The 21,718-nt window shown below is 61.9% G+C and carries 22 protein-coding genes; 14 read left to right on the forward strand and 8 right to left on the reverse strand.

What is annotated here, in order from left to right:
• Nucleotides 1–2 precede the first annotated feature (2 nt).
• The 3 genes from P9220_RS22360 to betC form a co-directional block, all read right to left on the reverse strand.
• On the reverse strand, nucleotides 3–1,169 hold the full coding sequence (locus tag P9220_RS22360; RefSeq protein WP_404989567.1) for a porin: 1,167 nt from the start codon (nucleotides 1,167–1,169) through the stop codon (nucleotides 3–5).
• Nucleotides 1,170–1,324: 155 nt separating this feature from the next.
• Nucleotides 1,325–2,272, reverse strand: coding sequence for a choline ABC transporter substrate-binding protein (locus P9220_RS22365; RefSeq protein WP_309767799.1), 948 nt, complete (start codon nucleotides 2,270–2,272; stop codon nucleotides 1,325–1,327).
• 41 nt (nucleotides 2,273–2,313) lie between these two features.
• Nucleotides 2,314–3,849, reverse strand: a complete 1,536-nt coding sequence (gene betC / locus P9220_RS22370) for a choline-sulfatase (protein WP_309767801.1) — start codon at nucleotides 3,847–3,849, stop codon at nucleotides 2,314–2,316.
• 128 nt (nucleotides 3,850–3,977) lie between these two features.
• Here betC and P9220_RS22375 point away from each other — a divergent pair, with 128 nt between their 5' ends.
• The 6 genes from P9220_RS22375 to P9220_RS22400 all read left to right on the forward strand — a co-directional run bounded on the left by P9220_RS22375 (nucleotide 3,978) and on the right by P9220_RS22400 (nucleotide 10,187).
• Complete coding sequence (locus P9220_RS22375) at nucleotides 3,978–4,877, forward strand: choline sulfate utilization transcriptional regulator (protein ID WP_309767803.1); 900 nt, start codon at nucleotides 3,978–3,980, stop codon at nucleotides 4,875–4,877.
• 125 nt (nucleotides 4,878–5,002) lie between these two features.
• Nucleotides 5,003–5,590 (forward strand): transcriptional regulator BetI, encoded by a 588-nt coding sequence (betI, locus tag P9220_RS22380; protein ID WP_309767804.1) that lies wholly within the window; start codon nucleotides 5,003–5,005, stop codon nucleotides 5,588–5,590.
• A gap of 32 nt (nucleotides 5,591–5,622) precedes the next feature.
• Nucleotides 5,623–7,092, forward strand: a complete 1,470-nt coding sequence (betB, locus tag P9220_RS22385; protein WP_309767805.1) for a betaine-aldehyde dehydrogenase — start codon at nucleotides 5,623–5,625, stop codon at nucleotides 7,090–7,092.
• Between the two features lie 11 nt (nucleotides 7,093–7,103).
• Nucleotides 7,104–8,807: a choline dehydrogenase gene (gene betA / locus P9220_RS22390; protein ID WP_309767806.1), complete on the forward strand. Its 1,704-nt coding sequence runs from the start codon at nucleotides 7,104–7,106 to the stop codon at nucleotides 8,805–8,807.
• A gap of 76 nt (nucleotides 8,808–8,883) precedes the next feature.
• Nucleotides 8,884–9,813, forward strand: a complete 930-nt coding sequence (locus P9220_RS22395; RefSeq protein WP_404989570.1) for a choline ABC transporter substrate-binding protein — start codon at nucleotides 8,884–8,886, stop codon at nucleotides 9,811–9,813.
• Nucleotides 9,814–9,839: 26 nt separating this feature from the next.
• A complete protein-coding gene (locus P9220_RS22400; RefSeq protein ID WP_309767808.1) occupies nucleotides 9,840–10,187 on the forward strand; it encodes a multidrug efflux SMR transporter in 348 nt (115 codons plus the stop codon).
• Nucleotides 10,188–10,581: 394 nt separating this feature from the next.
• On the opposite strand, the gene P9220_RS22405 is transcribed toward P9220_RS22400, so the two are convergent.
• Nucleotides 10,582–10,914 carry a hypothetical protein gene (locus tag P9220_RS22405; protein WP_309767809.1) on the reverse strand — a complete coding sequence of 111 codons (333 nt, stop codon included), beginning with the start codon at nucleotides 10,912–10,914 and terminating at the stop codon, nucleotides 10,582–10,584.
• Between the two features lie 151 nt (nucleotides 10,915–11,065).
• On the opposite strand from P9220_RS22405, the gene P9220_RS22410 reads away from it, so the two are divergent.
• From P9220_RS22410 to P9220_RS22420, 3 genes are read left to right on the forward strand one after another with little or no spacing between them, the layout of a single operon-like run.
• Nucleotides 11,066–12,205 (forward strand): DUF3182 family protein, encoded by a 1,140-nt coding sequence (locus P9220_RS22410; protein ID WP_309767810.1) that lies wholly within the window; start codon nucleotides 11,066–11,068, stop codon nucleotides 12,203–12,205.
• Nucleotides 12,202–12,975, forward strand: coding sequence for an alpha/beta fold hydrolase (locus P9220_RS22415; protein WP_309767811.1), 774 nt, complete (start codon nucleotides 12,202–12,204; stop codon nucleotides 12,973–12,975). The genes P9220_RS22410 and P9220_RS22415 overlap by 4 nt, the downstream gene beginning before the upstream one ends.
• A gap of 55 nt (nucleotides 12,976–13,030) precedes the next feature.
• Nucleotides 13,031–14,392, forward strand: a complete 1,362-nt coding sequence (locus P9220_RS22420) for a 3-deoxy-D-arabino-heptulosonate 7-phosphate synthase (protein WP_309767812.1) — start codon at nucleotides 13,031–13,033, stop codon at nucleotides 14,390–14,392.
• Between the two features lie 9 nt (nucleotides 14,393–14,401).
• Here P9220_RS22420 and P9220_RS22425 read toward each other — a convergent pair whose 3' ends face one another.
• The 3 genes from P9220_RS22425 to P9220_RS22435 all read right to left on the reverse strand — a co-directional run bounded on the left by P9220_RS22425 (nucleotide 14,402) and on the right by P9220_RS22435 (nucleotide 16,514).
• Entirely contained in the window at nucleotides 14,402–14,755 is a 354-nt protein-coding gene (locus P9220_RS22425) for a response regulator (RefSeq protein WP_309767813.1), read from the reverse strand.
• An 11-nt stretch (nucleotides 14,756–14,766) separates the two neighbouring features.
• Complete coding sequence (locus P9220_RS22430) at nucleotides 14,767–16,023, reverse strand: PAS domain-containing protein (protein ID WP_309767815.1); 1,257 nt, start codon at nucleotides 16,021–16,023, stop codon at nucleotides 14,767–14,769.
• A 272-nt stretch (nucleotides 16,024–16,295) separates the two neighbouring features.
• The gene (locus P9220_RS22435; protein ID WP_309767816.1) at nucleotides 16,296–16,514 is read right to left on the reverse strand and encodes a hypothetical protein; all 219 of its coding nucleotides are present in this window, start codon (nucleotides 16,512–16,514) and stop codon (nucleotides 16,296–16,298) included.
• Between the two features lie 412 nt (nucleotides 16,515–16,926).
• Between P9220_RS22435 and P9220_RS22440 the strand changes: the two genes are divergently transcribed.
• Together P9220_RS22440 and P9220_RS22445 are read left to right on the forward strand one after the other, a co-directional pair.
• On the forward strand, nucleotides 16,927–17,757 hold the full coding sequence (locus P9220_RS22440) for a CHAD domain-containing protein (protein ID WP_309767818.1): 831 nt from the start codon (nucleotides 16,927–16,929) through the stop codon (nucleotides 17,755–17,757).
• 35 nt (nucleotides 17,758–17,792) lie between these two features.
• A complete protein-coding gene (locus tag P9220_RS22445; protein WP_309767819.1) occupies nucleotides 17,793–17,978 on the forward strand; it encodes a hypothetical protein in 186 nt (61 codons plus the stop codon).
• A gap of 20 nt (nucleotides 17,979–17,998) precedes the next feature.
• On the opposite strand, the gene P9220_RS22450 is transcribed toward P9220_RS22445, so the two are convergent.
• Nucleotides 17,999–18,580 (reverse strand): flavin reductase family protein, encoded by a 582-nt coding sequence (locus P9220_RS22450; RefSeq protein WP_309767821.1) that lies wholly within the window; start codon nucleotides 18,578–18,580, stop codon nucleotides 17,999–18,001.
• 118 nt (nucleotides 18,581–18,698) lie between these two features.
• On the opposite strand from P9220_RS22450, the gene P9220_RS22455 reads away from it, so the two are divergent.
• The 3 genes from P9220_RS22455 to P9220_RS22465 all read left to right on the forward strand — a co-directional run bounded on the left by P9220_RS22455 (nucleotide 18,699) and on the right by P9220_RS22465 (nucleotide 21,639).
• A complete protein-coding gene (locus P9220_RS22455) occupies nucleotides 18,699–19,448 on the forward strand; it encodes a PadR family transcriptional regulator (RefSeq protein ID WP_309767822.1) in 750 nt (249 codons plus the stop codon).
• 11 nt (nucleotides 19,449–19,459) lie between these two features.
• Nucleotides 19,460–20,296, forward strand: coding sequence for a siderophore-interacting protein (locus P9220_RS22460; RefSeq protein WP_309767823.1), 837 nt, complete (start codon nucleotides 19,460–19,462; stop codon nucleotides 20,294–20,296).
• A 77-nt stretch (nucleotides 20,297–20,373) separates the two neighbouring features.
• Entirely contained in the window at nucleotides 20,374–21,639 is a 1,266-nt protein-coding gene (locus P9220_RS22465; RefSeq protein WP_309767824.1) for a LysR family transcriptional regulator, read from the forward strand.
• Nucleotides 21,640–21,718: the final 79 nt, after the last annotated feature.

Genomic DNA, 21,718 nt, shown 5'->3' on the forward strand with positions numbered 1-21,718 from the left:
CGCTAGAAGGATTGCCTCATGCCGATCCGGACATCGGCCTGCGTGTTCGAGGTCGACGGCGTGAAGCTATAGCCGATGACCGCATCGACCGGGCCGGAGGCGCGCAGATAATCGCCGGAAATATAGACGTCGGTGCGCTTGGACAGCAGATAGTGCAGACCGAGCGATCCCTGATTCCAGTGATTGCCTTCGAAGCGCGTGTGCTGATAGCCGCCGTATAGCGCGATATCCGGCCTGAAGTTGTAGGATGCGCCTGCCTCGTACACCTTCATGTACGAAGTGACGCCCAGTCCCTTGATGTTCGTCCACGTGAAGTTGCCCGATACCATCAGGTTACCGATCGTCCATGCGCCACCCACGGCCAGCGCGCCCTGCCTGTCGACGAGAAAAGCGTTGGTGCTGTATGGATCGGTGCGCGCACCCGTGGCCGGGTCGATGCTGACTGCCGGTTGCCCTAGAAAAGTGTGTGCGCCGATCATCGCGTACGGATCGAACGCATAGATTCCATTCGGATTGTTCAGCTGCGTATAGGCGATGCCGAGGTTGAACGTGTTCGCGGCGTAATGCCCGCCTACGCTCCATGCGCTGTTCTGATGAAAATTCCCCGACACGTTGCCGAACGAATACATGCCGCCGAACGTGAAGCCGCCATAGTCATTGGACAGGAACTTCACCGAGTTAGGCAGGCGGTCCCCGTTCATGCGATCGAAGTCGCCCTGGTGAATCGCATAGCCGCTCGCCCAGGCCGATATGTTGTAGAGATACACGAACTCTTCCGTCATATCGAGCTGATTACCGAACGATATCTGGCCCCACTGATTGCTCTTCAAGCCGACGTACGCCTGACGCCCGAACTCCGCACCGCCGAACGCGTAGCGTCCCGTTCCGACGTGAAAGCCCGATTCCAGCACGAATACCGCTTGCAGCCCGCCGCCGAGGTCTTCGGCCCCACGAAAGCCGATACGGTTGCCGTACGAGATACCGTCATCGAACTTGAATACGTGCGAGCCGCCGGTGTTGTTCACGTAGGTGATGCCCGCATCGAGAATGCCGTAGAGCGTCACGCTGCTTTGTGCGTGCGCGGCGCCCGGTGCAACGGCGGCGCCTGCGGCGAGTGCGAATGCGGTCATCAAAGACGAACGGCGTGCGGCGTATGGCTTTCTTTTCATGAGCGTGTCCTCTTGTTGTGGGGCGACACGTAAAAATAAGGTGCCATATACGCGGCGGCTCGACTGATTGCGACACAAATCTGCCCAACTGCGACTGCTCGATTCATGGGACGCACCGCAATGAATAGGATAGGGATACTAACGGTGTGTCACGCCTATTTCACGCCCAGTGCGCTCCGCACGGCTTCCAGTCCATTGCCGCCGCTGACCGTCGTCACGTTGTCGAGCCAGGTCTTCAGAAGCTCGGGGTGACGTTTGAGCGCGTCGGTGGCCGCCGTACCGATTGCTTTCTTCTTGTCCAGCACGTCGGCGATCACGCCGTTTTCCAGGTCGACGCTGAACGCCATCTGCCTGAAAAGACGCCCGACGTTGGGACATTGCTGCTCATACCCGCTGCGCGATACGGTGTTGACCGTTGCGCCGCCGAAGTTCGGGCCAAGATAGCGATCTCCGCCGTCCAGATAGGCGAGCCTGAACTTCGTGTTCATCAGATGCGGTTCCCACGCGAGAAAGACGATGAACTTCTTGTCGCGTATCGCGCGCTCCACTTGCGTCAGCATGCCGGTCTCGCTCGATTCGACCACCTTCCAGTCACCGAGACCGAAAGCCTTCTCGTCGACCATCTTCTTCAGATTCTGATTGGCCGGCGCGCCCGGCTCGATGCCGTAGATGCGCTTGTCGAACTTGTCCGCGTTCTTCTGCAAGTCCGCAAACGAATGCACGCCCGCTGCGGCGACGTAATCCGGCACGGCGAGCGTGAACTTCGCATTCGACAGATTCGGCCGCACCACATCGATGGATTTCTCCTCGACGAACGGCTTCACCAGCGGAGCTTGCGCCGGCATCCAGTTGCCGAGGAACACGTCGATCTGCCCTTTCTTCAATCCCTGATACGTGATCGGCACCGACAGGTTCGCGACGTCCTGCTTGTAGCCGAGCGCCTTCAGCACGATGCCGCTCATCGCGTTGGTGGCGTCGATGTCGGTCCAGCCCGGATCGGCCATGCGTACTTGCTTGCACGACGGCGGATCGGCGGCGAACACGTGCGACGCCGCGCAGCCGAGCGAGGCGGTGAAAAGCGCATGAAACAAGGCTTTTTTCATCTGCGTTCCTGTTGGTTGGGCAGGGTGATCGTCGTGCGGCTTCAGTGTTCGACAGCCGGGAAGCGCGCCATCGCCTCGAGATCGTCGAGGTCGATATGATTGCGCATGTAGCGTTGACTCGCATCGACGCGAGGCTGCCAGTCCCACGACTGGATGGCGCCGAGCGTCGTCGATGCGAAGTGGAAATGACGGCGGCGCTGACTCTTGAGCACATCGCGATGCAGCGCTTCCAGATTCCAGCGACGTGCAATGTCGTCGCGAAATGCGCTCACCGTCGCTCGATGCCGCTCGTCGCGCGCGAGATTCGTTCGCTCGAAGGGATCGGCCTGCACGTCATATAGCTGGTCGGGATCGGCTTGCGAGTGAATGAACTTGTACGCCCCGCGCCGGATCATGACGATGGGCGCAATCGCGCCTTCCGCAAGATATTCGCCGATGGCTTCGTCATGGCCGCCGCCTCCCGCAAGATGCGGCACGAGGCTTCGCCCGTCTATGGCGTCCGGCCAATGCGCCGGCAACTCGCCGCGCGCTATCTCGACGAGCGTCGGCAGCAGATCGAGATGCGAGACCGACTCCTTCACCCGATGCGCGTCGAAGCGCCCCGGCCGATGCACGATCAACGGCACGCGGCAGCCGCCTTCGAAGAACGTCATCTTGTACCAGAGGTTGCGCTCGCCGAGCATCTCGCCGTGGTCCGACGTGACGACGATGGTCGTATCGTCAGCAAGTCCGGCCTGTTCCAGCGCTTCGAGAATCGCGCCGAACTGATCGTCGACGTACGACACCGCACCGTAATACGCGCGCCGTGCGTTGCGGATCTGCCGGTCCGTCGGCGGCGTGCGATCGGCTTCGTACACATGGCGCAGACGCTTCGAATGCGGATCGCTCGCCTCGAGCGAATCGCGATGAAGCGGCATGTCCACGTCCTCCTCGCGGTACATGTCCCAGTATTTGCGCGGGATCGCATACGGATCATGCGGATGCGTCAGCGACGCGACCATCATGAAGGGCCGCGCATCCTTGCCCGCATGCCGCTCCCGCGCAATGTCGAAGAGTTTCTGGCGGACGGTGAAAATGACCTCGTCATCGAAATCGAGTTGATTGGTCCGCACGCACGGGCCTGCATCGATGACGGAACTCATGTTGTGATACCACGACGGGCGCGCTTCGAAGTTCTGCCAGTCGGGCGTCCAGCCGAAATCCGCAGGATAGATGTCGGTGGTGAGGCGCTCCTCGAAGCCGTGCAACTGGTCCGCGCCGCAGAAATGCATCTTGCCCGACAGCACCGTGCGATAACCCTCGGCACGCAGATAGTGCGCGAATGTCAGCGTCTCGGAGGGAAACTCGGCGGCGTTATCGTAAGCGCCGATATTCGAGGGCAGCTTGCCCGCGAGCAGGGAGAAGCGCGACGGCGCACACAGCGGACTCGCGCAATACGCCGATTCGAAGACCACGCCCTCACGCGCGAGCGCATCGATATGCGGCGTCTTCGTCATGCGATTGCCGTATGCCGCGAGCGCGAACGGCGTCAGTTGATCGGCCATCAGAACAAGGATATTTTGTTTCGTCTCATGCATGGAGCAAGCCTCGAATAGAATCCAGTGCAGCGAACGCGCGGACCTCGGATGTTCGCGCAACGTCACTATTGCCGTTCCATTTGCGTCTGTGAAGACGGCATTTCGTTATGCGCCCATAAGGAGCGGTTATGCCGCGACAAGACCGCCTGCCGCCCATGCAGGCGCTGCTGATCTTCGAATCCGCCGCGCGGCTCGCGAGCTTCACGGCGGCAGCGCGTGAACTCGGCTCGACGCAACCAGCCGTGAGCCAGCGCGTCGTGCAACTGGAGGAAGCGCTCGGAACACCGCTTTTCGAGCGCGGACATCGCGGCGTCACGTTGACGGAAGACGGCGCGCGTCTCTTCGAGGCCGTGCGTGAGAGCTTCGATCTGATCCGCCAGGCCGCAGCCGATATCCGCACGCGGCACACGCAACGCAGCCTGACCTTGTCGACGGATTTCGGCTTCGCCACCTACTGGCTGATGCCGCGCCTGCCGCAATTCAAGTCGCTGATGCCCGATGTCGACGTGACCATCATCACGTCGCAACAGTTGCCGAGCGCATCGGGCGAGCTTGCGGATGTCGTCATCGTGTTCGGCGACACGCATGGCGACTGGGGATCGCGCCGCGCCGTGAAGCTGTTTCCCGAACGCGTGACGCCCGTATGCAGCCCGACCTTTGCTGCAACGCACGACACATCGGACCTTTCGAAGCTGCCGCTGCTGCATGTCGAACGCACGCAGCCCGAACGATGGCTCTCATGGAGCGCCTGGTTCGACGCGCACGGACAACCCGCCCCGCCGACGCACGGCGCATTTACCTTCAACAGCTATGCGCTCGTGACCCACGCCGCGGTCATGGGCCAGGGCGTCGCGCTTGGCTGGTCGCCGCTGATCGATGAACTCGTCGCCACCGGTCAGCTCGTCGCGCTCCGCGATACGCCGCTCGTCACCGATCGCGGCTACGTGCTGCTCACGCGACGCGAACCGTCAGCCGCCGTCCGCGCGTTTCAGGACTGGCTGCTCGACGAGTGCGACGCGCTCGTCTGACGTCTCTTTGCTCGCCGCCAGGACATGCACGCGCCGCGCTTTTGTTGATTGACCGTTCAATATAAAACCCGTAGGATGGTTTGCACGGTCAAAACCCTCTGCGTCATTTTCGAAGTCGAACGTCCATGCCAAAACTTGGAATGCGGGAAGTGCGCCGCGCACAGCTTATCGATGCCACCCTGCTCACCATCGACGAGCTCGGACTCACAGGAGCGACGCTCGCGTCGGTCGCGCAACGCGCCGAGATTTCGACGGGCATCGTGAGCCATTACTTCGGCGACAAGGACGGCCTGCTCGAAGCCACCATGCGCCATGTGCTTCGATCGCTGTGGCAAGGCACCTCGCGCCGGCGCAAGGCCGCGAAGGCCGATCCACGCTCGAAGCTGCGCGCGGTGGTCGCCGCGAACTTCGACGTCGAACAGGTCAACGGGCCGGTCATGAAAACATGGCTCGCGTTCTGGTCGGAAAGCATGCACAAGGACCGGTTGAGGCGCTTGCAGTACGTGAACACGCGGCGTCTCTACTCCAATCTGTGCGCGGAATTCTCGCGCGTGCTGAGCCGGGCCGCTGCCCGCCGCGCGGCGACCGGACTCGCGGCCTTGATCGACGGCCTCTGGTTGCGCGGCGCCCTCGCGGGCGAGCCTTTCGACACGAAGACCGCCCTGCGGGTCTCGTACGACTACATCGACATGATGATTCAGCCACGCGGCTGATCTCATTTCCACGCATTCAGGAGACGCACGCGATGTCCGCATTCGAAGAGCAACGGCTTCACATCGGCGGCGAATATGTCGATGCGACCAGCGGCGAAACCTTCGACACGCGCAATCCCGCCACGGGCGAAACGCTCGCACGGGTGCAGCAGGCGTCGCAGGCCGATATCGATCGTGCGGTTCGGGCCGCGCGAGCAGGACAATGCGAGTGGGCCGCGATGACCGCGATGCAGCGCTCGCGCATCCTGCGCCGCGCGGTGGACCTGCTACGCGCACGTAACGACGAGCTTGCCGCACTGGAAACGCTCGATACCGGCAAGCCCATCTCCGAGACGCGCGCCGTCGATATCGTCACGGGCGCGGATGTCATCGAGTATTACGCGGGTCTTGCGACCGCCATCGAAGGCGAGCAGATACCGCTGCGCGAATCGTCGTTCGTTTATACGCGGCGCGAGCCGATAGGCGTATGCGCAGGCATCGGGGCGTGGAACTATCCCATCCAGATCGCATGCTGGAAGTCTGCGCCGGCGCTCGCGGCAGGCAACGCGATGATCTTCAAGCCCAGCGAAATCACGCCCTTGAGTGCGCTCAAGCTGGCGGAAATCTACGTCGAGGCAGGCGTCCCGCACGGCGTGTTCAACGTCGTACAGGGCGATGCCCGCGTCGGCGCAATGCTCGCGGAGCATCCCGGCATCGACAAGATATCGTTCACGGGCGGCGTCGAGACCGGCAAGAAGGTAATGTCCCGCGCGGGCGGATCGACGCTCAAGGAAGTGACGATGGAACTCGGCGGCAAGTCGCCGCTGATCGTGTTCGACGATTCGAACCTCGAACGCGCAGCCGATATCGCGATGAGCGCGAACTTCTTCAGCTCGGGGCAGGTATGCACGAACGGCACGCGTGTGTTCGTTCAACGAAATATCGCCGCGCAGTTCGAAGCCCTGATTCGGGCGCGTGTGAAGCGCATTCGCATTGGCGCACCCGATGATCCGAATACGAACTTCGGCCCGCTCGTCAGCGCGGCTCAGTTGCAGAAGGTGCTCGGCTACATCGAGATCGGCATGCGCGAAGGCGCGCGGCTCGTCGCGGGAGGCACACGTCCGACCGATGGCGCATTGGCGCGCGGCCACTATGTCGAGCCGACCGTGTTCGCGGATTGCCGCGACGACATGCGCATCGTGCAGGAAGAAATCTTCGGCCCGGTTATGTGCATCCTCGTTTTCGACGACGAAGACGAGGCGATCGCGCGCGCGAACGATACCGCCTATGGCCTGGCAGCGGGGGTCGTGACCGAGAACCTGTCGCGCGCGCATCGCGTGATACATCGGCTCGACGCCGGCATTTGCTGGATCAATACATGGGGCGAGTCGCCGGCCGAGATGCCGGTGGGCGGCTACAAACAGTCGGGCATCGGCCGCGAGAACGGCATCGTGACGCTCAACGCTTACACCCGCATCAAATCGGTCCAGGTCGAGCTCGGACCCTATCAACCCGTGTTTTGAGGGCCTTTTCGATGAGCGCGAAGGAATACGACTACATCATCGTCGGTGCGGGATCGGCGGGCAATGTGCTCGCGTCCCGCCTGACCGAGGACGAGGACGTGACCGTGCTGCTGCTCGAAGCGGGCGGTCCTGACTACCGCTTCGACTTTCGCACGCAGATGCCGGCCGCGCTTGCGTATCCGCTGCAGGGGCGCCGCTATAACTGGGCTTACGAAACCGAGCCCGAACCGCATATGAACAATCGCCGCATGGAGTGCGGACGCGGCAAGGGGCTGGGTGGATCGTCGCTGATCAACGGCATGTGCTACATCCGCGGCAATGCGCTGGACTACGACAACTGGGCGTCGATGCCGGGCCTCGAAAACTGGAGCTACCTCGATTGCCTGCCGTATTTCCGCAAGGCGGAGACACGCGACATCGGCCCGAACGACTATCACGGCGGCGATGGTCCCGTGCATGTGACCACGAGCAAACCGGGAAACAATCCCCTTTTTGCCGCGATGGTCGAGGCCGGCGTGCAGGCGGGCTATGCGCGCACGGACGATCTCAACGGCTATCGGCAAGAAGGCTTCGGGCCGATGGATCGCACCGTCACCGCTAACGGACGACGCGCGAGCACGGCGCGTGGTTATCTGGACCGCGCGAAGCACCGTTCGAACCTGAGCATCGTCACGCATGCCACCACCGACCGCGTGCTCTTCTCGGGCAAGCGTGCGATCGGCGTTGCGTATCTGCATCGCGGCCAGCGTACGACCGCGAATGTGCGGCGCGAAGTGCTCGTGTGCAGCGGGGCGATCGCTTCGCCTCAGTTGTTGCAGCGTTCGGGCGTCGGTCGCGCTGCGTGGCTGAAAGAGCTGGAGATTCCGGTGGTGCACGATCTGCCGGGCGTCGGCGAGAACCTGCAGGACCACCTCGAAATGTACATGCAGTATGCATGCAAGGAACCGGTGACGCTGTACCCTGCCCTGCAATGGTGGAATCAGCCGGCCATCGGGCTCGAATGGATCATCAACGGGACGGGGATCGGCGCGACGAATCATTTCGAGGCAGGCGGCTTTATCCGCACGCGCGATGACGACCCGTGGCCGAATATTCAGTACCACTTCCTTCCTGTCGCGATCAATTACAACGGCTCGAATCCGATCAGGATGCATGGATTCCAGGCGCACGTCGGATCAATGCGTTCGCCGAGCCGGGGACGCGTGAAGCTCAAGTCGCGCGATCCGAATGCACATCCGAGCATTCTGTTCAATTACATGGCCGATCCGCTCGACTGGCGAGAGTTCCGCGACGCGATTCGCATCACGCGGGACATCATGCGGCAGCCCGCACTGGCGCGTTACCGTGGACAAGAGCTTCATCCCGGCGCGGACGCCGCGAGCGATACCGAACTCGACGCATTCGTGCGCGCCAGGGCCGAGACCGCCTATCACCCGTCGTGTTCATGCAAGATGGGCTATGACGACATGGCTGTGGTGGATGGCGAAGGCCGCGTTCATGAGATGCAGGGCCTGCGCGTGGTGGATGCGTCGATCATGCCGCAGATCACGACTGGCAACCTCAACGCGCCGACGATCATGATGGCCGAGAAGATCGCGGACCGCATCCGCGGCATCAAGCCGCTCGAAAAGCGCCAAACGCCCTACTACGTTGCGGCCAGACGCGATGACCGGGTCTTCGCGGACCAGCGGCAGTTCGATCCGAAGGTAACGTAGCCCCCGTTTCCATGCAACGTAGGCACGCTCGATAAACCATTGATTGGGAGTACCGATGAGAAAGTTCACAGCCCGCATGATGTGTTCGATCGCTATCGCGAGCAGCTTCGGCGTCAGCGCCCATGCGGCGGATCCCGCCGCGTGCCGCGCCATCCGCATGGCCGACATCGGATGGTCCGACATCGCCGCGACAACGGGCCTCGCCACCAACGTCCTGCTGGGCCTCGACTACGCGCCATCGAAAATCATCGCATCGGAGCCGATCACCTTCGCCGGCGTCAAGGCGAAACAGATCGACGCCTTCCTCGGCTACTGGTCCCCATCGATGGATTCGGTCATCGAACCGTTCGTGAAGGGCGGATCGCTGAAGGTGGTCAATCCCCCCAATCTGACCGGCGCGAAATACACGCTGGCCGTCCCCGACTATGTTTATGACGCGGGAATCCGGAGCTTCGCGGATATCGCCAGGAACGCGGATAAACTCCAGTACAAGATTTATGGCATCGAGCCGGGAAATGAAGCGAACGGGCTGATCGACAAGATGATCAAGACCAATCAGTTCGGCCTCGGCAAGTTCAAGCTCGTCGAGTCGAGCGAGGCGGGGATGCTGGTGCAGGTGAATCGGGCTGTGCAGAACAAGCAGTGGATCGTTTTTCTTGGATGGGAACCGCATCCGATGAACGTCCGCATGAAGATCAAGTACTTGGCCGGCGGTGACGATGTCTTCGGACCGAACTACGGCGAAGCCAAGGTGTACACCGTACAGCCGAGCGACTACGCCGCACGATGCCCGAATGCTGCCAGGTTATTCGCGAATCTTCGCTTCACCACTTCCATGGAAAACCAGATCATGACGCGCATCATGGACAAGGAAGACCGCAACAAGGCGACGCTGGCCTGGCTGAAAGCGAATCCGTCGGTGCTCGACAACTGGCTTTCCGGCGTGACCACGCTCGATGGCAAGCCAGGACTGCCTGCGGTGAAAGCCTACCTGGCCGAGCACTGAGCGAGGAAGGCCACCTCCCCTCCATCATGTTGAACGACAAGATGTCGGCCTACGCAGCCCTTTTCATCGCGATCCTGCTCGAGATTGCCGGCACCACTTGCCTGCAGAAATCCGATCAGTTCACGAAGCTCGTGCCTACGTTGGCCATGGCTGCGTGTTACCTTGGCGCCTTCTATTTTCTGTCGATCGTTCTAAAAACGATTCCGGTCGGGCTGGCTTACGCGATATGGAGCGGACTGGGTATCGTCCTGATTTCGACGGTGAGCTTTTTCGTCTTTCGTCAGAGGCTCGACGCGCCTGCCGTCCTCGGTCTCGGCTTTATCGTATTGGGCGTGGTGATCATCAACGTATTTTCCACCGCGAAAGTGCACTGAAAGCGAAGAATCCGTATGTCGATGTTCAGGCAGTCGCCGGCTAAACCTCGGCGCGCCGCTGCCGTTATACATGCCAGACCTATTTGACTCACCTGGCTCACTGCCGTGGCGCTGGGCCTTGACCTGGCCGAAAGGAGAATGACTGTGAACGGATTCGATTGGATGATGGCCGGCGTGTATCTGGCGGCGCTCGTCAGCGGCACGCTCTTTATCAGCGTGCTGGCGCGGCGCAGCTTGCATAGGGCGAGCGAGCGGGGACACTGAATCGGCAACCCTCTCCGGCGGGCTAGTCGGATGCGACGCATCGACGTTATGTGATTCGGTATCCGACGTATTTGCCGCGAGACCGACCTGTCTGCATGACCAGCAAGTGAAGTCATCCAATCCATGTGCTTCAGCGCGCCGGAGACGGCACGCGTCGTTGCTGCAACAGCCTGACCGCATTGTCGAAGGCGCTGTGAATCGCGGCGCCGAGCTCGGCGTTCGTCCCGCGTTCCACGGGCAGCAGGTCGTAGCCACGCGTGATGAGGTCGAGACGCGCATCGAAGACGCGGCTTCCGGCCCGATCGCGATACGCCTCCACCGCCAGGTGACAGTCGACGATATCGCTCGCCATGACTTCGAGCCTCACGAGTTCCATTTCCGCTGCGCATTCCCCGGCGTGCGAGCCGGCGAAGCCGCGATAGGCGATCTGCAATCCGAGACCCATGATCGTGTTTTCCTCCATTGCGTCGCTTCCATCGTGCGCTATCTGCCGTCGATGCGTTTGACCCAGATCAATCGGCCGACCGGAACGAACCTTGCTCGCAAGGTGTTTAGCAGGCCGATTGCAAGGCGTTCGAAACACGACAGAAGGCTTTCCAGCGGAGGACGCGCGAATGCACACCCCGTCAACCGAACCGCATGCGATCGTGGTGGTATTCCACCGCGACGGCCATGCCGCGCGATCGCAGCATGAGCGCGCCACGCAACGCGCGCTTGCCGGTCAGCTTGCGCTGCTGCTGGGCGCATCCGAATGCGTCGAATTCGACGCCGCACGCACGTATCCGCCGCAACGCTACTTCGTTCCCGATGACACGCTGCCCGTCTGCATCGCCGATCGTCTCGGCATCGTCACCGGCGACGATCTTTTCGGCGGCGTCGTGCCGTATCCGTTCGTCGGAACGAAGGTCGTAGTGCACGGCCTGCCACCGGGAGCGCAAGTCAAGCCCGAAGGATGGCAAGACTTGCTCGGCGAAAGCGTGCGCGATCTGGTGCTGCCCGGCTTCTCCGCCTTCACGGGCGCCGATGCACGCGCTGCCACCGCGCAACTTCTGGCAGACGGATCGGTACGGCTGAAGCGGCCTTCGGGCATCGGCGGTACGGGACAGGCGGTCATCGTCGACAAAACCGAACTCGAGGCGCACCTGAACGCTATTGGCGACGACACGCTCCGCACGGAAGGCATCGTGCTGGAGCGGAACTTGCGCGACATCACGACGTTCAGCGTCGGCGAAATTCACGTGCGTGCACATCGTGCGAGCTACTACGGCGTGCAGCGGCTGACGCGAAACAATCGCGGTCATGCGGTCTATGGCGGTTCCGATCTCGTCGTCGTGCGGGGCACGCTCGACGCCCTGTTACGCGAGCCGATGCCCGACGAAACGCGCGCCGCCGTGGAATGCGCCCGCGCATTCCACGCCGCCATTCGCAGCGCGTTTCCGGGCTTCATCGCATCGCGAAGGAATTACGACGTCGCATCGGGCGTCGACGAGAGCGGGCATCGGCATCGCGGCGTGCTTGAACAGTCGTGGAGAATCGGCGGCGCGAGCGGCGCGGAAATCGGAGCGCTGCGCGCGTTCGCGAACGATCCCGCGTTGACGAGCGTGCGGGCATCCACCGTCGAACTGTATGGCGCAGACGTAAAGGTTCCGGCGAACGCGGTCATCGTCTATCAGGGCATCGACGCACATTCGGGGCGCGTCACCAAGTTCTTCACGGTCGAACCCGGCCCGCGCATGAAAGGAGCGAGTGCATGACAGCAGCCCGGCAGCAGATACAGATTCCCGTCGAACGCGGCTATCTCGACGGCACGCTCGTCACGCCCAAGACCGCGATTCCAGGCGTTCTGTTCGTACATGGCTGGGGCGGCGATCAGGAACAGTACATGGAGCGCGCGCGGCAGGCGGCGTCGCTCGGCTGCGTGTGCCTCACCTTCGATCTGACCGGCCACGCGCGCACGAAAGAGGAACAGGAGACGGTGACGCGCGAAACCAATCTCAAGGACGTGCTCGCGGCATACGACAGGCTCGTTGCGCATCCACTCGTCGATGCGACGTCGATCGCCATCGTCGGCAGCAGTTATGGCGGCTATCTCGCGTCGATCGCGACATCACTGCGCCCCGTGCGCTGGCTGGGGCTTCGCGTGCCGGCGCTCTATCTCGACGAGGGATGGACGACGCCCAAGCGCGCGCTTCACAAGGAACACGATCTTGCGGCGTATCGCAGGCGCATCGTCAAGGCCGACGAGAACCGTGCATTGCGTGCGGCCTCCGAGTTTCGCGGCGATGTGCTGCTGGTCGAATCGGAGCATGACGAAACCGTGCCGCATGCGGTGCTCGCCAGCTATCTGCAGGCGTTTCTGCAATCGCACTCGCTGACGTATCGCGTGATCGAAGGCGCGGATCATGGTCTGTCCGATGAAGGCAGTCAGCGCGCCTACACGGCGCTCGTCGTCAGCTGGCTTGCGGAGATGATTGGCGGAAGGCGTGCGGGGAGCCGTGGCGAAGCGCCGCAACTCATCAAGTGATGCAGGGCGCATCCGCGTGTTCGGATAACATGCGCGCTTGCACCGATGGAACGCCATGCCACACAACGCTTCTTTGCTCAACCGGACGTTGAACGCCGTTACGCGTCGTTATCGCTTGCCGAAACTCGACGTGCTTTCGCCCGATACTCATGCGCTCAGTCCCGAGACGGCGCTTGCGCTCGTCATCGAACAGGCGCGTATTGCGACGGCGGGCGGCGCTGCGCCCGACGGGCCACTCAAGCAGCGCTTCCTCGATTCGCTCGCGCGCATGATCGCGGCTGCGATTCATCCGCGGACCGGGGATGCCGTTTTTCAGGCGATGTTGCTTCGGCATCGTGAAGCGACCGTGCGAGATTACACGTCGCTGTCCGCGCAGGCCGAGCGCGATCGCCGATTCGTTCACGCTGCCGTAAATGGCATCGCGCATCCAGCAAGGCTGCAACGCATGGCGCCCGGACAGCAACGGGAATGGCTGGCTGAATTGCATGCGTCGGCGGCTTCATCGTCGTGGGAGCGGGCAGAAGACGACGCACGCCGTCTGCTCGATCTGCCTGACGATGATCCCATCAAGCCGCGCGTGCAGCAGTTGTTAAGCGACGGAGCGCTTGCGCGGCTGCGAGCGCTTCGGTCATTGGAGGCCGATGCATCGGTTCGCCGATACGAGTCGCTGTGGAACCAGCAGGGTCCTCGCTCCGGAAGCACTGCGGCCGCCGCGCAAGGAGTTGCCGCGAAGCAGCGCGGCGCTGACGTTGAAGCACTCGCTGCCCGCGCGCTCGATGCACTGGCCCGACGATTGAATGAAGAAGAAGCGCCGGCGTCATATCGCGTCGTCACATCGATGCGTGTTCCTTCATCGATTCGCGCCAGTCACGAGCACGCGAAGACAGAATGGGACGCCGTGCTATTGCGGTGTGCATCGTCGCCCGACGAAGCAGCGGTGTGGGACGTGTGCTTTCTGATCGAGGCAAAGGCTTCCGTCGATGCGGCATCGACCGATTTCGCACGGCTCCTGCGGGGTCTGCGCCTTCTGGCCAGCGCCGACGCCACCGCCGATTACTCATTCGAAACGCAGCAGGGTGTCGTGCGCCTGAATGGCGCGTCACTGCACGCGCTGCCTGTGGAAGGAGACGGCGTTGCGGATATCGTCCTCTATTGCTGCGACGCCCCCGCCGATGAACCTGCGCGACTGCTCAACGCGGCGAGCAGGATGCAGCTCCTGTCCGCACCGGCGAGCCTCGCCTACGCGAGCGCATTGATCGACGAACAGCACGCGGACCCGTTCGCGCTGGAGTCCGTCTGGCAGGCATTGCTCGAAGCGCCACGGTGGCGGAGCGTGCTCGATCAATACGCGATGCTGCGGCAAGTGCGCGAATTGATGGTGCATACCGAAGACCTGCTTGCAGCGACGGCTCATTGAGTCGAGTCTCTAGGACGCCGCATCGAGCATATCGGAGAGGCAGGCGCGCAGTTTGTCGAGCGCCACGGGCTTGCGCATGACGGTGGTATGCACGTTCGTCAGGTCTTCGGCTCCGGCCCAGCCGGTAACCACGATGGTCCGGATATCGCGGCGTCGCGCGCCCAGTCTTTCGATCAGCTCTCTGCCGTTCATGCGCGGCATGGTGAGATCGGTCACGACGGCGTCCGCCGGATCTCTTTCGTCGACCTCGAGGGCCTCGATGCCATCGTGCGCGACGCTGACCCGAAAGCCCTCCCACTCCAGAAATAACTTCATCACTTGAGTGATGGAGCTTTCGTCATCGACAACAAGAATGTGCTTCATCGATATTCGTATCAGTCCGCAGCCAGAGGAAATATCATCTTGACGATACTGCCCTTCCCGACGGTGCTTTCTATTTCGAGCCTCCCGTTCGACTGCTGCATGAATCCGTGGACCATGGCGAGGCCCAGGCCGGTGCCGGGTCCCTTCGTGGTGAAGAAAGGCTCGGCGGCGCGTCGCAACGTTTCGGCATCCATGCCCGTGCCTTCATCGTGAACGCACAGAATCACATACCGGCCCGCTGGAAGATGCCTTTCGGCCGATCCCGTTCCCAGCGACATGATCGATGTCGCGACGGTAGCCTTGCCGCCGTGGGGCATCGCGTCGCGTGCGTTGATCAATATGTTCAGCAGCGCCATCTCGAGGTGCTCGGGATCGAGCATCGTTACAGGCAGACCGGGCTTGAGGTCCAGACGAAGATCGATATGTCGTCCTAACGTGCTCGCGAGCATGTCGCTGAATTCGAGCACGAGCGTATTGAGGTTCACGCTCTTCGGCGCGAGCTGCTGCTTGCGCGCGAACGTCAGAAGCTGTTGAGTGAGTCTGCCGCCACGCTCGGCCGCGCCCTTGGCGTTGTCGATCAGCGTTTCCAGCAGCGCATCGCCGTGACCTTCGATTCTTCTTTTGGCCAGTTCCAGGTTCCCCGTCACGACTTGCAGCAGGTTGTTGAAGTCATGCGCGAGTCCGGCGGTCAACTGCCCGATCGACTCCATTTTCTGAGCCTGTCGAAACGCCTGCTCCGACACACGCCGCCGAGTAATGTCCATTTGCGATGCAAAGAAATGGACGAGGTTGTTGTCCTTGTCGAATATCGGTCCGAGAAAGAGCGCGTTCCAGAACGGCGTACCGTCGGCTTTGTAGTTCAGGATCTCGACGGCCACCGCACGCTGCTCGCGCAGGCCCTCCCGAATCTCGTCGACGGTCTCGGGGTCCGTATCCTTTCCTTGCAGAATGCGGCAGTTCCGGCCAATGACTTCGTCCTCCGTGTACTGCGTGAGGTCCAGAAAGGCCCCGTTCACGAACACGATGGGATTGTCCGGCAGCCTCGGATCGGTGACGACCATCGGCATGCGCGTCATTTCCACGGCGGCGAAGAAGACGCCGCTGCGATCATCTAGGCCAGGATTGGATACATAGCCCGCTTGCCAATGTTGCCTGTCCGATGCGCCTGTCGGCGTGAACGAATGATTGTCCAGCTCGCCGGCAGCGGGAATGCCGACACTCTGCCCGCCTCCCTCTACATCCGGTGTTTTGTCTTCTGTTCCTGACATGTGATCTTGAAGTTCTTGCAACGTTTTTCTGGGAATGACGGGGCTATAAGCAGGCAGGCGGCGGCGGGATTAACGGCGCTTCAGCGTGGTCGCACTGGCATCGACGTCGCCAGAACGACATTCGCTCCTCGTAGTCGGGCTAACGCCTCGCGGTCAGAGCAGCGGCTATGCCTGCGGCATTTCGAGGAGCTTCAATGCAGCTATCGCACCGAGCGAAGGCTGCGGACAACGGACAGGTCCAGGCATGTCGAACGACATGCGCGTCAGTCGACTCACGCCGCTTGTTCGTCGCACCAGCGCATGGCCCACTGCTGGGCTGCATCGACGGCTTCGGCCTCGCTTCGATAGTCACCGATATCGCCGGACCACTTCACCTCCTCGCTCGTGCCTGCGTCCCGCGAGCCGCGGAATATCTTCGCACGGGCATAGTACCGGCCGCCCTCGTTCAGGCACGAGGCCTCGATGCGAAACTGCTTGTAATCGAGATCCATGATTGTCTCTGCCGTCCTATTGCCGCCTGTTGCGCGTTCGTGGTCCGTGATGTGTCGTCGATGGTAGCGTGATGAACCAAGCAGTCTCGCCTGCCCCGAAGCCTGTGAGCAGGGTCGGTCACCGTCGATTTATTCGCAGAGAGCAACGCGCGTGCCGACCGCGTGTGTCGCCCTGCGCGCAAGGTTCTTCGTTTTTTCATATCGCGATCGATCGGTCGTGTGCGCGGGTTCGGCGCGATGACGCAAGCCCGGACCGAAAGACGTGCTTGCGAAAGCGGCAGTGCTAGCGGATGCGCAGCGCGAGGAAGCGTAATTCAGCGCTGTGCGTGAAACTTCAATGACAAGTGATTGAATGCGCCGCGTCGGTACGTAATTTGCCTCTTTGGTGAAGTCCAATTCACGGCGCAACGATATGAAAAAAACCGACGCGGACCCTCACGCCCATCGCGACGACAGCGCGGAAACCAGCTTCTCTGCATACGCTGGACCGCTCGTTGGCGAAGCTATCGCCGAAGCCGCGACCCTGGAAGCCGCTGCCGATGCGGAGAAGCTGCATAAGCTGCGGGTTGCGCTTCGTCGCTTGCGCACGCTCATCTGGGCATATGGTCCGATTCTCGATGCCGAATTCGGCGCCCAACAGCGCGCTATTTACAAGTTTCTTGCTAACGCCGCTGGCAATACGCGCGATTGGGACATCCTGATTCAACTCGTTGAAGCGACGGGTGACCGGGACGCGGCGGAATCATTCAGAAAAGATCGTGCGGAAGCATCCGAGCGAAGCCTGGCTACGCTGTCTCACGCCAATGTAAAGCAAGTGCTGCGCGAAGCCGTAAGCGAGGCGAATCGCGAATTGAACACGGCGGCCAAGCGAACGCCGCTGGTCAAGTTCGCGAGGAAACGCGTGGCCAAGGCTCAGAAGCAGTTGGAGAAGCGCATGCGAGCTGCTTCTAAAGCCAAACGCAACGACTACGAGTCGTTCCATGATGTGCGCAAGACGGGAAAGAAAGTGCGTTATCTCGTGGAATTCTTCGAGCCGTTGATCGGAGAAAAGCAACGCAGAGGGCTAAAGAAGCTCAAGCAGATTCAAAAGCGCTTTGGCGCGCTCAACGATGTCGTCGCGACGCGCAGCTTGCTCGAACAACATCGTTCATCCTCGATCAATGGCGCCGCAGCCGAAAGAGCGCTGCGTGCTTTGAAGAAGGAACAGAAGCGTCGATTCAAGGCGGCCGCCAAGCTGTTATAGCCGCTCAACGTCACCACTGGGAGAACACCGTGACTATGCAATTCGCAAGCCTCGATTCCGTACCGCCGTTTATTCACATGATGTCGACACCAGATGACGAGTCGACAGATGCCGACAGCGATGATCTCGACGATGTACTCGACGAGACGGGCGCAGTGACGAACCGCAGCGACGGCAAGACGGGCACCGACACCGAAGCCGAGCCTAATCGCAAGCCCTGATCGCTAACTTTTCCCCGATATCAGCGCGGCATCGGCACGGCCTGCCGCACCTGCGCCGCCCGCACGAACTTGCCAGCGCCCAGATGATGAATCGTGTGCAGAGATGCATTCGATTCGTCGATGGTCCAGTGTCCGTTCGCGAATATGCGCGCATCCGCTGCCGCAGCGACGACTTCCGCAAAACAGGTGTCGTAAGCCTGCTCGGTATGCGGCTCGCTGATTAGCCTGCATTCCAGCCAGGCCGCGCAGCCGTTCTCGATGAGCGGCATCCCCAACACCGGCCCCGTTGTCGCTTCAATCCCGAAGGCATCGAACTTGTCGATGTCGCGGCCGCTCGTCGTTCCCACGGCATACGCAAGGTCAATCAAAGCCGCGCCCGGCACACACACGCCGAACGACCCGCTCGCCGCAATCAGTTCTCTGGTGTAAGTGGTCTTGTCGATTACCACGGCGATACGCGGCGGGGTGAACTCCACCGGCATCGACCAGGCGGCTGCCATGACATTGCGCCGATCGCCGTGAGCACTCGTGACAAGGACGGTCGGTCCGTGATTGATGAGGCGGCTGGCGTGCTCCAGTGCGACGGGGACGAATTGAGTCATGTGCGAAATCCGCTTGATGAGAGACCCGAGATTGTAGGCGCACGCCGAAACTCCTTAACAGACAGTCTTACGATATATATCTTTAGATATGTTTTACGATAATTCAAGGACGATCGACATGCGACCTCGCGACTTGAGCCACCCGCGCACGCCGGGTGGACACCATCTTCATCTGCATTCTGAATTCAAATCGGCTTTCCACCATTCGCACCACGCGCACGAGCACCGAGAAATGGCCGGCCGGCATCGGCACGGCGGCGGACGTTTCGGCGGCGGCCCGGGCAGCCCGGGCGGCCTCGGTGGCTTCGGGGATGGCCACGACGACATGGGCGGCATGGGCGGCATGCCGCGCAGTCGCAAATTCTCGTCGGAAGACCTGCAACTGCTGCTCCTCGCAATGCTCGAGGAAACGCCGCGACACGGCTACGAGTTGATCAAGGCACTGGCCGACCGTTCCAATGGCTTTTACACGCCGAGTCCCGGCATGGTCTATCCCGCCCTGACCTATCTGGAAGAACTGGGTTACGCGACTGTCGAACTGGAAGGCAATCGCAAGCGCTACGCCCTGTCCGACGCGGGCCGTGAATACCTCGCGACGAATCGCGAGCGCGTCGACCTGATGCTTGCAAGACTTTTGCATTTCGCACGCAAGATGGACCTTGTACGCCGCGCCTATGCCGGCGAGGAGCCGGAAGAAGCAGCAGCCGGTTCAGGATGGGCGCCGGAACTCATCGCCGCGCGCAGGGCGCTGAAGCGCGCTTTGCTTTTGCGCACCGACGCATCGCAAGACGAACAACGCCGAATCGCGGAGATTCTCTCGCGCGCGACGGCCGAAATCGAACAGGGCGATGCACGCCCGCAAGCGTAAAGGACTACCCGATGAACGATGCTTCTCTCAGAGAGCAGCCGGACCGTGCCGATCTTCAAGTCACACGCGTGCGCCATGCGCTCAGGTTCCGTTTGCTGCAAGTCAGCCGCGTGCATGCGCTCAATCCCCGTTTCGTGCGCGTGACGCTGACGGGCGAAGCACTTGCCGACTTCGAAAGCGCGTCTTTCGACGACCACGTGAAGATTTTCTTCCCGCAACCCGGCGAGACAATGCCCGTCGTGCCCGAAGCGGGTCCGGACGGCCCGGTGTTCGATCCCGCAAAGCCTCGCCCGATCGCGCGGGATTTCACGCCGCGCCGTTTCGATCGCGAAGCGCTCGAACTGGATATTGAATTCGCTTTGCACGAAGCCGGCCCGGCGACGGCCTGGGCGTCGCAGGCGTCGCCGGGGCAGTATCTCGGCATCGGCGGGCCACGGGGTTCATTCGTGGTGCCGGCGCACTTCGACTGGCATCTTCTGATCGGCGATGAAACCGCGCTGCCCGCCATCGCGCGTCGCCTGGAGGAACTGCCCGAAGGCACACGTGCAGCCACGCTGATCGAAGTGGCCGACGCATCGTCGCGCATCGAATTGAATAGTCGCGCCGATCTGTATGCGCAGTGGTGCTATCACAGCGAAAGCGGGCATTCGAACGCGCTGTTGCTCGCATTGCGTGAACTCTTTCTGCCGGACGGCGAAGGCTATGTCTGGGCGGCCGGCGAAGCGACGCTCATGCGCGCAGTGCGTCAGGTGCTGTGCAACGAGCGAGGCATCGACAAGCGACGCATTCGTGCGTCCGCTTACTGGAAGCGCGGCGAGCAAGGTGTGCATGGGACAATCGAAGACTGATTCACTGCCGTCCTGTAAGAAGCGCGCGTCCGATAAACTAAACTGATGGCCCGGACGTCACTTTTTCTTCGGTCCAAATGGACAACCGCGAACTGCTCAATCTCGCGTACCTGCGCGCGTTCAGACTCGTTGCGCAGACCGGCAGCGCAACCCGCGCTGCAGCCGCGCTATTCCGTGCGCAGTCGGCCGTCACCCGCTCGCTGCAGGAACTCGAAGCAGCGGTGGGCGAAACGCTGCTGGAGCGCCGTCCGTCGGGCATGTTGCCGACGCCTGCCGGACGCGCCGTCCTCCTGCGATGCGAACGCATATTCTCCGAACTGGAAGCACTCGCCCAGTGGTGCGCGGCGCGGCAGTCGCGCCGGCGCTCGACATCAGGTAATGCGTTGCCCGCTTTTCTGTTGAATACGCGGCGGCTGCAGCTGTTTTCCGCACTGGCGCGTCACCGGCACATGCCGAGCGCCGCGCAGACGCTCGGCCTGAGTCAGCCCGCAGTGAGCAGCGCGATCCGCATCATGGAGACGGGCGCGGGCATGCCGTTGTTTCATCGCAGCCCGCGCGGGCTTCTGCTGACGAGCGAAGGCGAGACGTTCGTATTGCACGTGCGTCGCGCGCTGAATGAGTTGCGTCATATTCCTGACGACCTTGCCGCCTTGCGCGGGACCATTCAGGGCTATGTGACGGTCGGCGCCCTTCCGCTCGGCCGGACATTGATCCTCCCCGGCGCGATTGCACGCGTTGCTGCCCAATATCCCGGCGTACGCATCGCAACGGATGAGAGCGCCTATGAACCGCTTGTCGCCGGCTTGCGAGCGGGCGATATCGACTTCGTGCTGGGCGCGCTCCGGGCAAACGATGCATCGAGCGGCCTCGCGAACGAACGGCTGATGTCCGAAGACATGGTCGTCATCGCGAGAAGAGATCATCCTTTAGCGGGCGTGCGAGCATTGACGCTCAAGGAATTGAGTTCGGCGCAATGGGTTTTGCCACGCAGCCATGCGCCCGCGCGCGGCATGTTCGAAGCGCAGTTCAAGCGGCTCAAGCTAAAGCCACCCATGCCGACGGTCGAAACCGCGGATCTGGCCGTCATTCGCGGACTGCTCGCGCATACGGACATGCTCGCGGCAGTATCGGCGCAGCAATTGCATTATGAGTGCGAGGCGGGGCAACTGGTCGTGCTGGACATTGCGATGCAAAACACCCGGCGGGATATCGGCCTGACGGTGCGCGCCGGCAGCACGCCCTCGCCGGCCGCGCGGGCATTGATCGACGCAATACGACTGACCGTCGATCAACTGCGGCATACGTCCGCCATCGCAAGCCGCACGACGACGCACATCGTTTAGACAAAAAAGTCGCATGCGCCGGGAATAAAATGCCGACGCGCCTGTTCTTTCTCCTAGGAGCACGCCTGGAAATGGCTGC

Source organism: Caballeronia sp. LZ016, from assembly GCF_031450805.1.
In the GTDB taxonomy this organism is placed as follows: domain Bacteria; phylum Pseudomonadota; class Gammaproteobacteria; order Burkholderiales; family Burkholderiaceae; genus Caballeronia.

What these genes read in the sequence shown, in the direction of transcription:
- P9220_RS22360 (WP_404989567.1), bottom strand. Translation starts at nt 1,169, where the DNA reads ATGAAAAGAAAGCCATACGCCGCACGCCGTTCGTCTTTGATGACCGCA.
- P9220_RS22365 (WP_309767799.1), bottom strand. Translation starts at nt 2,272, where the DNA reads ATGAAAAAAGCCTTGTTTCATGCGCTTTTCACCGCCTCGCTCGGCTGC.
- betC (WP_309767801.1), bottom strand. Translation starts at nt 3,849, where the DNA reads ATGCATGAGACGAAACAAAATATCCTTGTTCTGATGGCCGATCAACTG.
- P9220_RS22375 (WP_309767803.1), top strand. Translation starts at nt 3,978, where the DNA reads ATGCCGCGACAAGACCGCCTGCCGCCCATGCAGGCGCTGCTGATCTTC.
- betI (WP_309767804.1), top strand. Translation starts at nt 5,003, where the DNA reads ATGCCAAAACTTGGAATGCGGGAAGTGCGCCGCGCACAGCTTATCGAT.
- betB (WP_309767805.1), top strand. Translation starts at nt 5,623, where the DNA reads ATGTCCGCATTCGAAGAGCAACGGCTTCACATCGGCGGCGAATATGTC.
- betA (WP_309767806.1), top strand. Translation starts at nt 7,104, where the DNA reads ATGAGCGCGAAGGAATACGACTACATCATCGTCGGTGCGGGATCGGCG.
- P9220_RS22395 (WP_404989570.1), top strand. Translation starts at nt 8,884, where the DNA reads ATGATGTGTTCGATCGCTATCGCGAGCAGCTTCGGCGTCAGCGCCCAT.
- P9220_RS22400 (WP_309767808.1), top strand. Translation starts at nt 9,840, where the DNA reads ATGTTGAACGACAAGATGTCGGCCTACGCAGCCCTTTTCATCGCGATC.
- P9220_RS22405 (WP_309767809.1), bottom strand. Translation starts at nt 10,914, where the DNA reads ATGGAGGAAAACACGATCATGGGTCTCGGATTGCAGATCGCCTATCGC.
- P9220_RS22410 (WP_309767810.1), top strand. Translation starts at nt 11,066, where the DNA reads ATGCACACCCCGTCAACCGAACCGCATGCGATCGTGGTGGTATTCCAC.
- P9220_RS22415 (WP_309767811.1), top strand. Translation starts at nt 12,202, where the DNA reads ATGACAGCAGCCCGGCAGCAGATACAGATTCCCGTCGAACGCGGCTAT.
- P9220_RS22420 (WP_309767812.1), top strand. Translation starts at nt 13,031, where the DNA reads ATGCCACACAACGCTTCTTTGCTCAACCGGACGTTGAACGCCGTTACG.
- P9220_RS22425 (WP_309767813.1), bottom strand. Translation starts at nt 14,755, where the DNA reads ATGAAGCACATTCTTGTTGTCGATGACGAAAGCTCCATCACTCAAGTG.
- P9220_RS22430 (WP_309767815.1), bottom strand. Translation starts at nt 16,023, where the DNA reads ATGTCAGGAACAGAAGACAAAACACCGGATGTAGAGGGAGGCGGGCAG.
- P9220_RS22435 (WP_309767816.1), bottom strand. Translation starts at nt 16,514, where the DNA reads ATGGATCTCGATTACAAGCAGTTTCGCATCGAGGCCTCGTGCCTGAAC.
- P9220_RS22440 (WP_309767818.1), top strand. Translation starts at nt 16,927, where the DNA reads ATGAAAAAAACCGACGCGGACCCTCACGCCCATCGCGACGACAGCGCG.
- P9220_RS22445 (WP_309767819.1), top strand. Translation starts at nt 17,793, where the DNA reads ATGCAATTCGCAAGCCTCGATTCCGTACCGCCGTTTATTCACATGATG.
- P9220_RS22450 (WP_309767821.1), bottom strand. Translation starts at nt 18,580, where the DNA reads ATGACTCAATTCGTCCCCGTCGCACTGGAGCACGCCAGCCGCCTCATC.
- P9220_RS22455 (WP_309767822.1), top strand. Translation starts at nt 18,699, where the DNA reads ATGCGACCTCGCGACTTGAGCCACCCGCGCACGCCGGGTGGACACCAT.
- P9220_RS22460 (WP_309767823.1), top strand. Translation starts at nt 19,460, where the DNA reads ATGAACGATGCTTCTCTCAGAGAGCAGCCGGACCGTGCCGATCTTCAA.
- P9220_RS22465 (WP_309767824.1), top strand. Translation starts at nt 20,374, where the DNA reads ATGGACAACCGCGAACTGCTCAATCTCGCGTACCTGCGCGCGTTCAGA.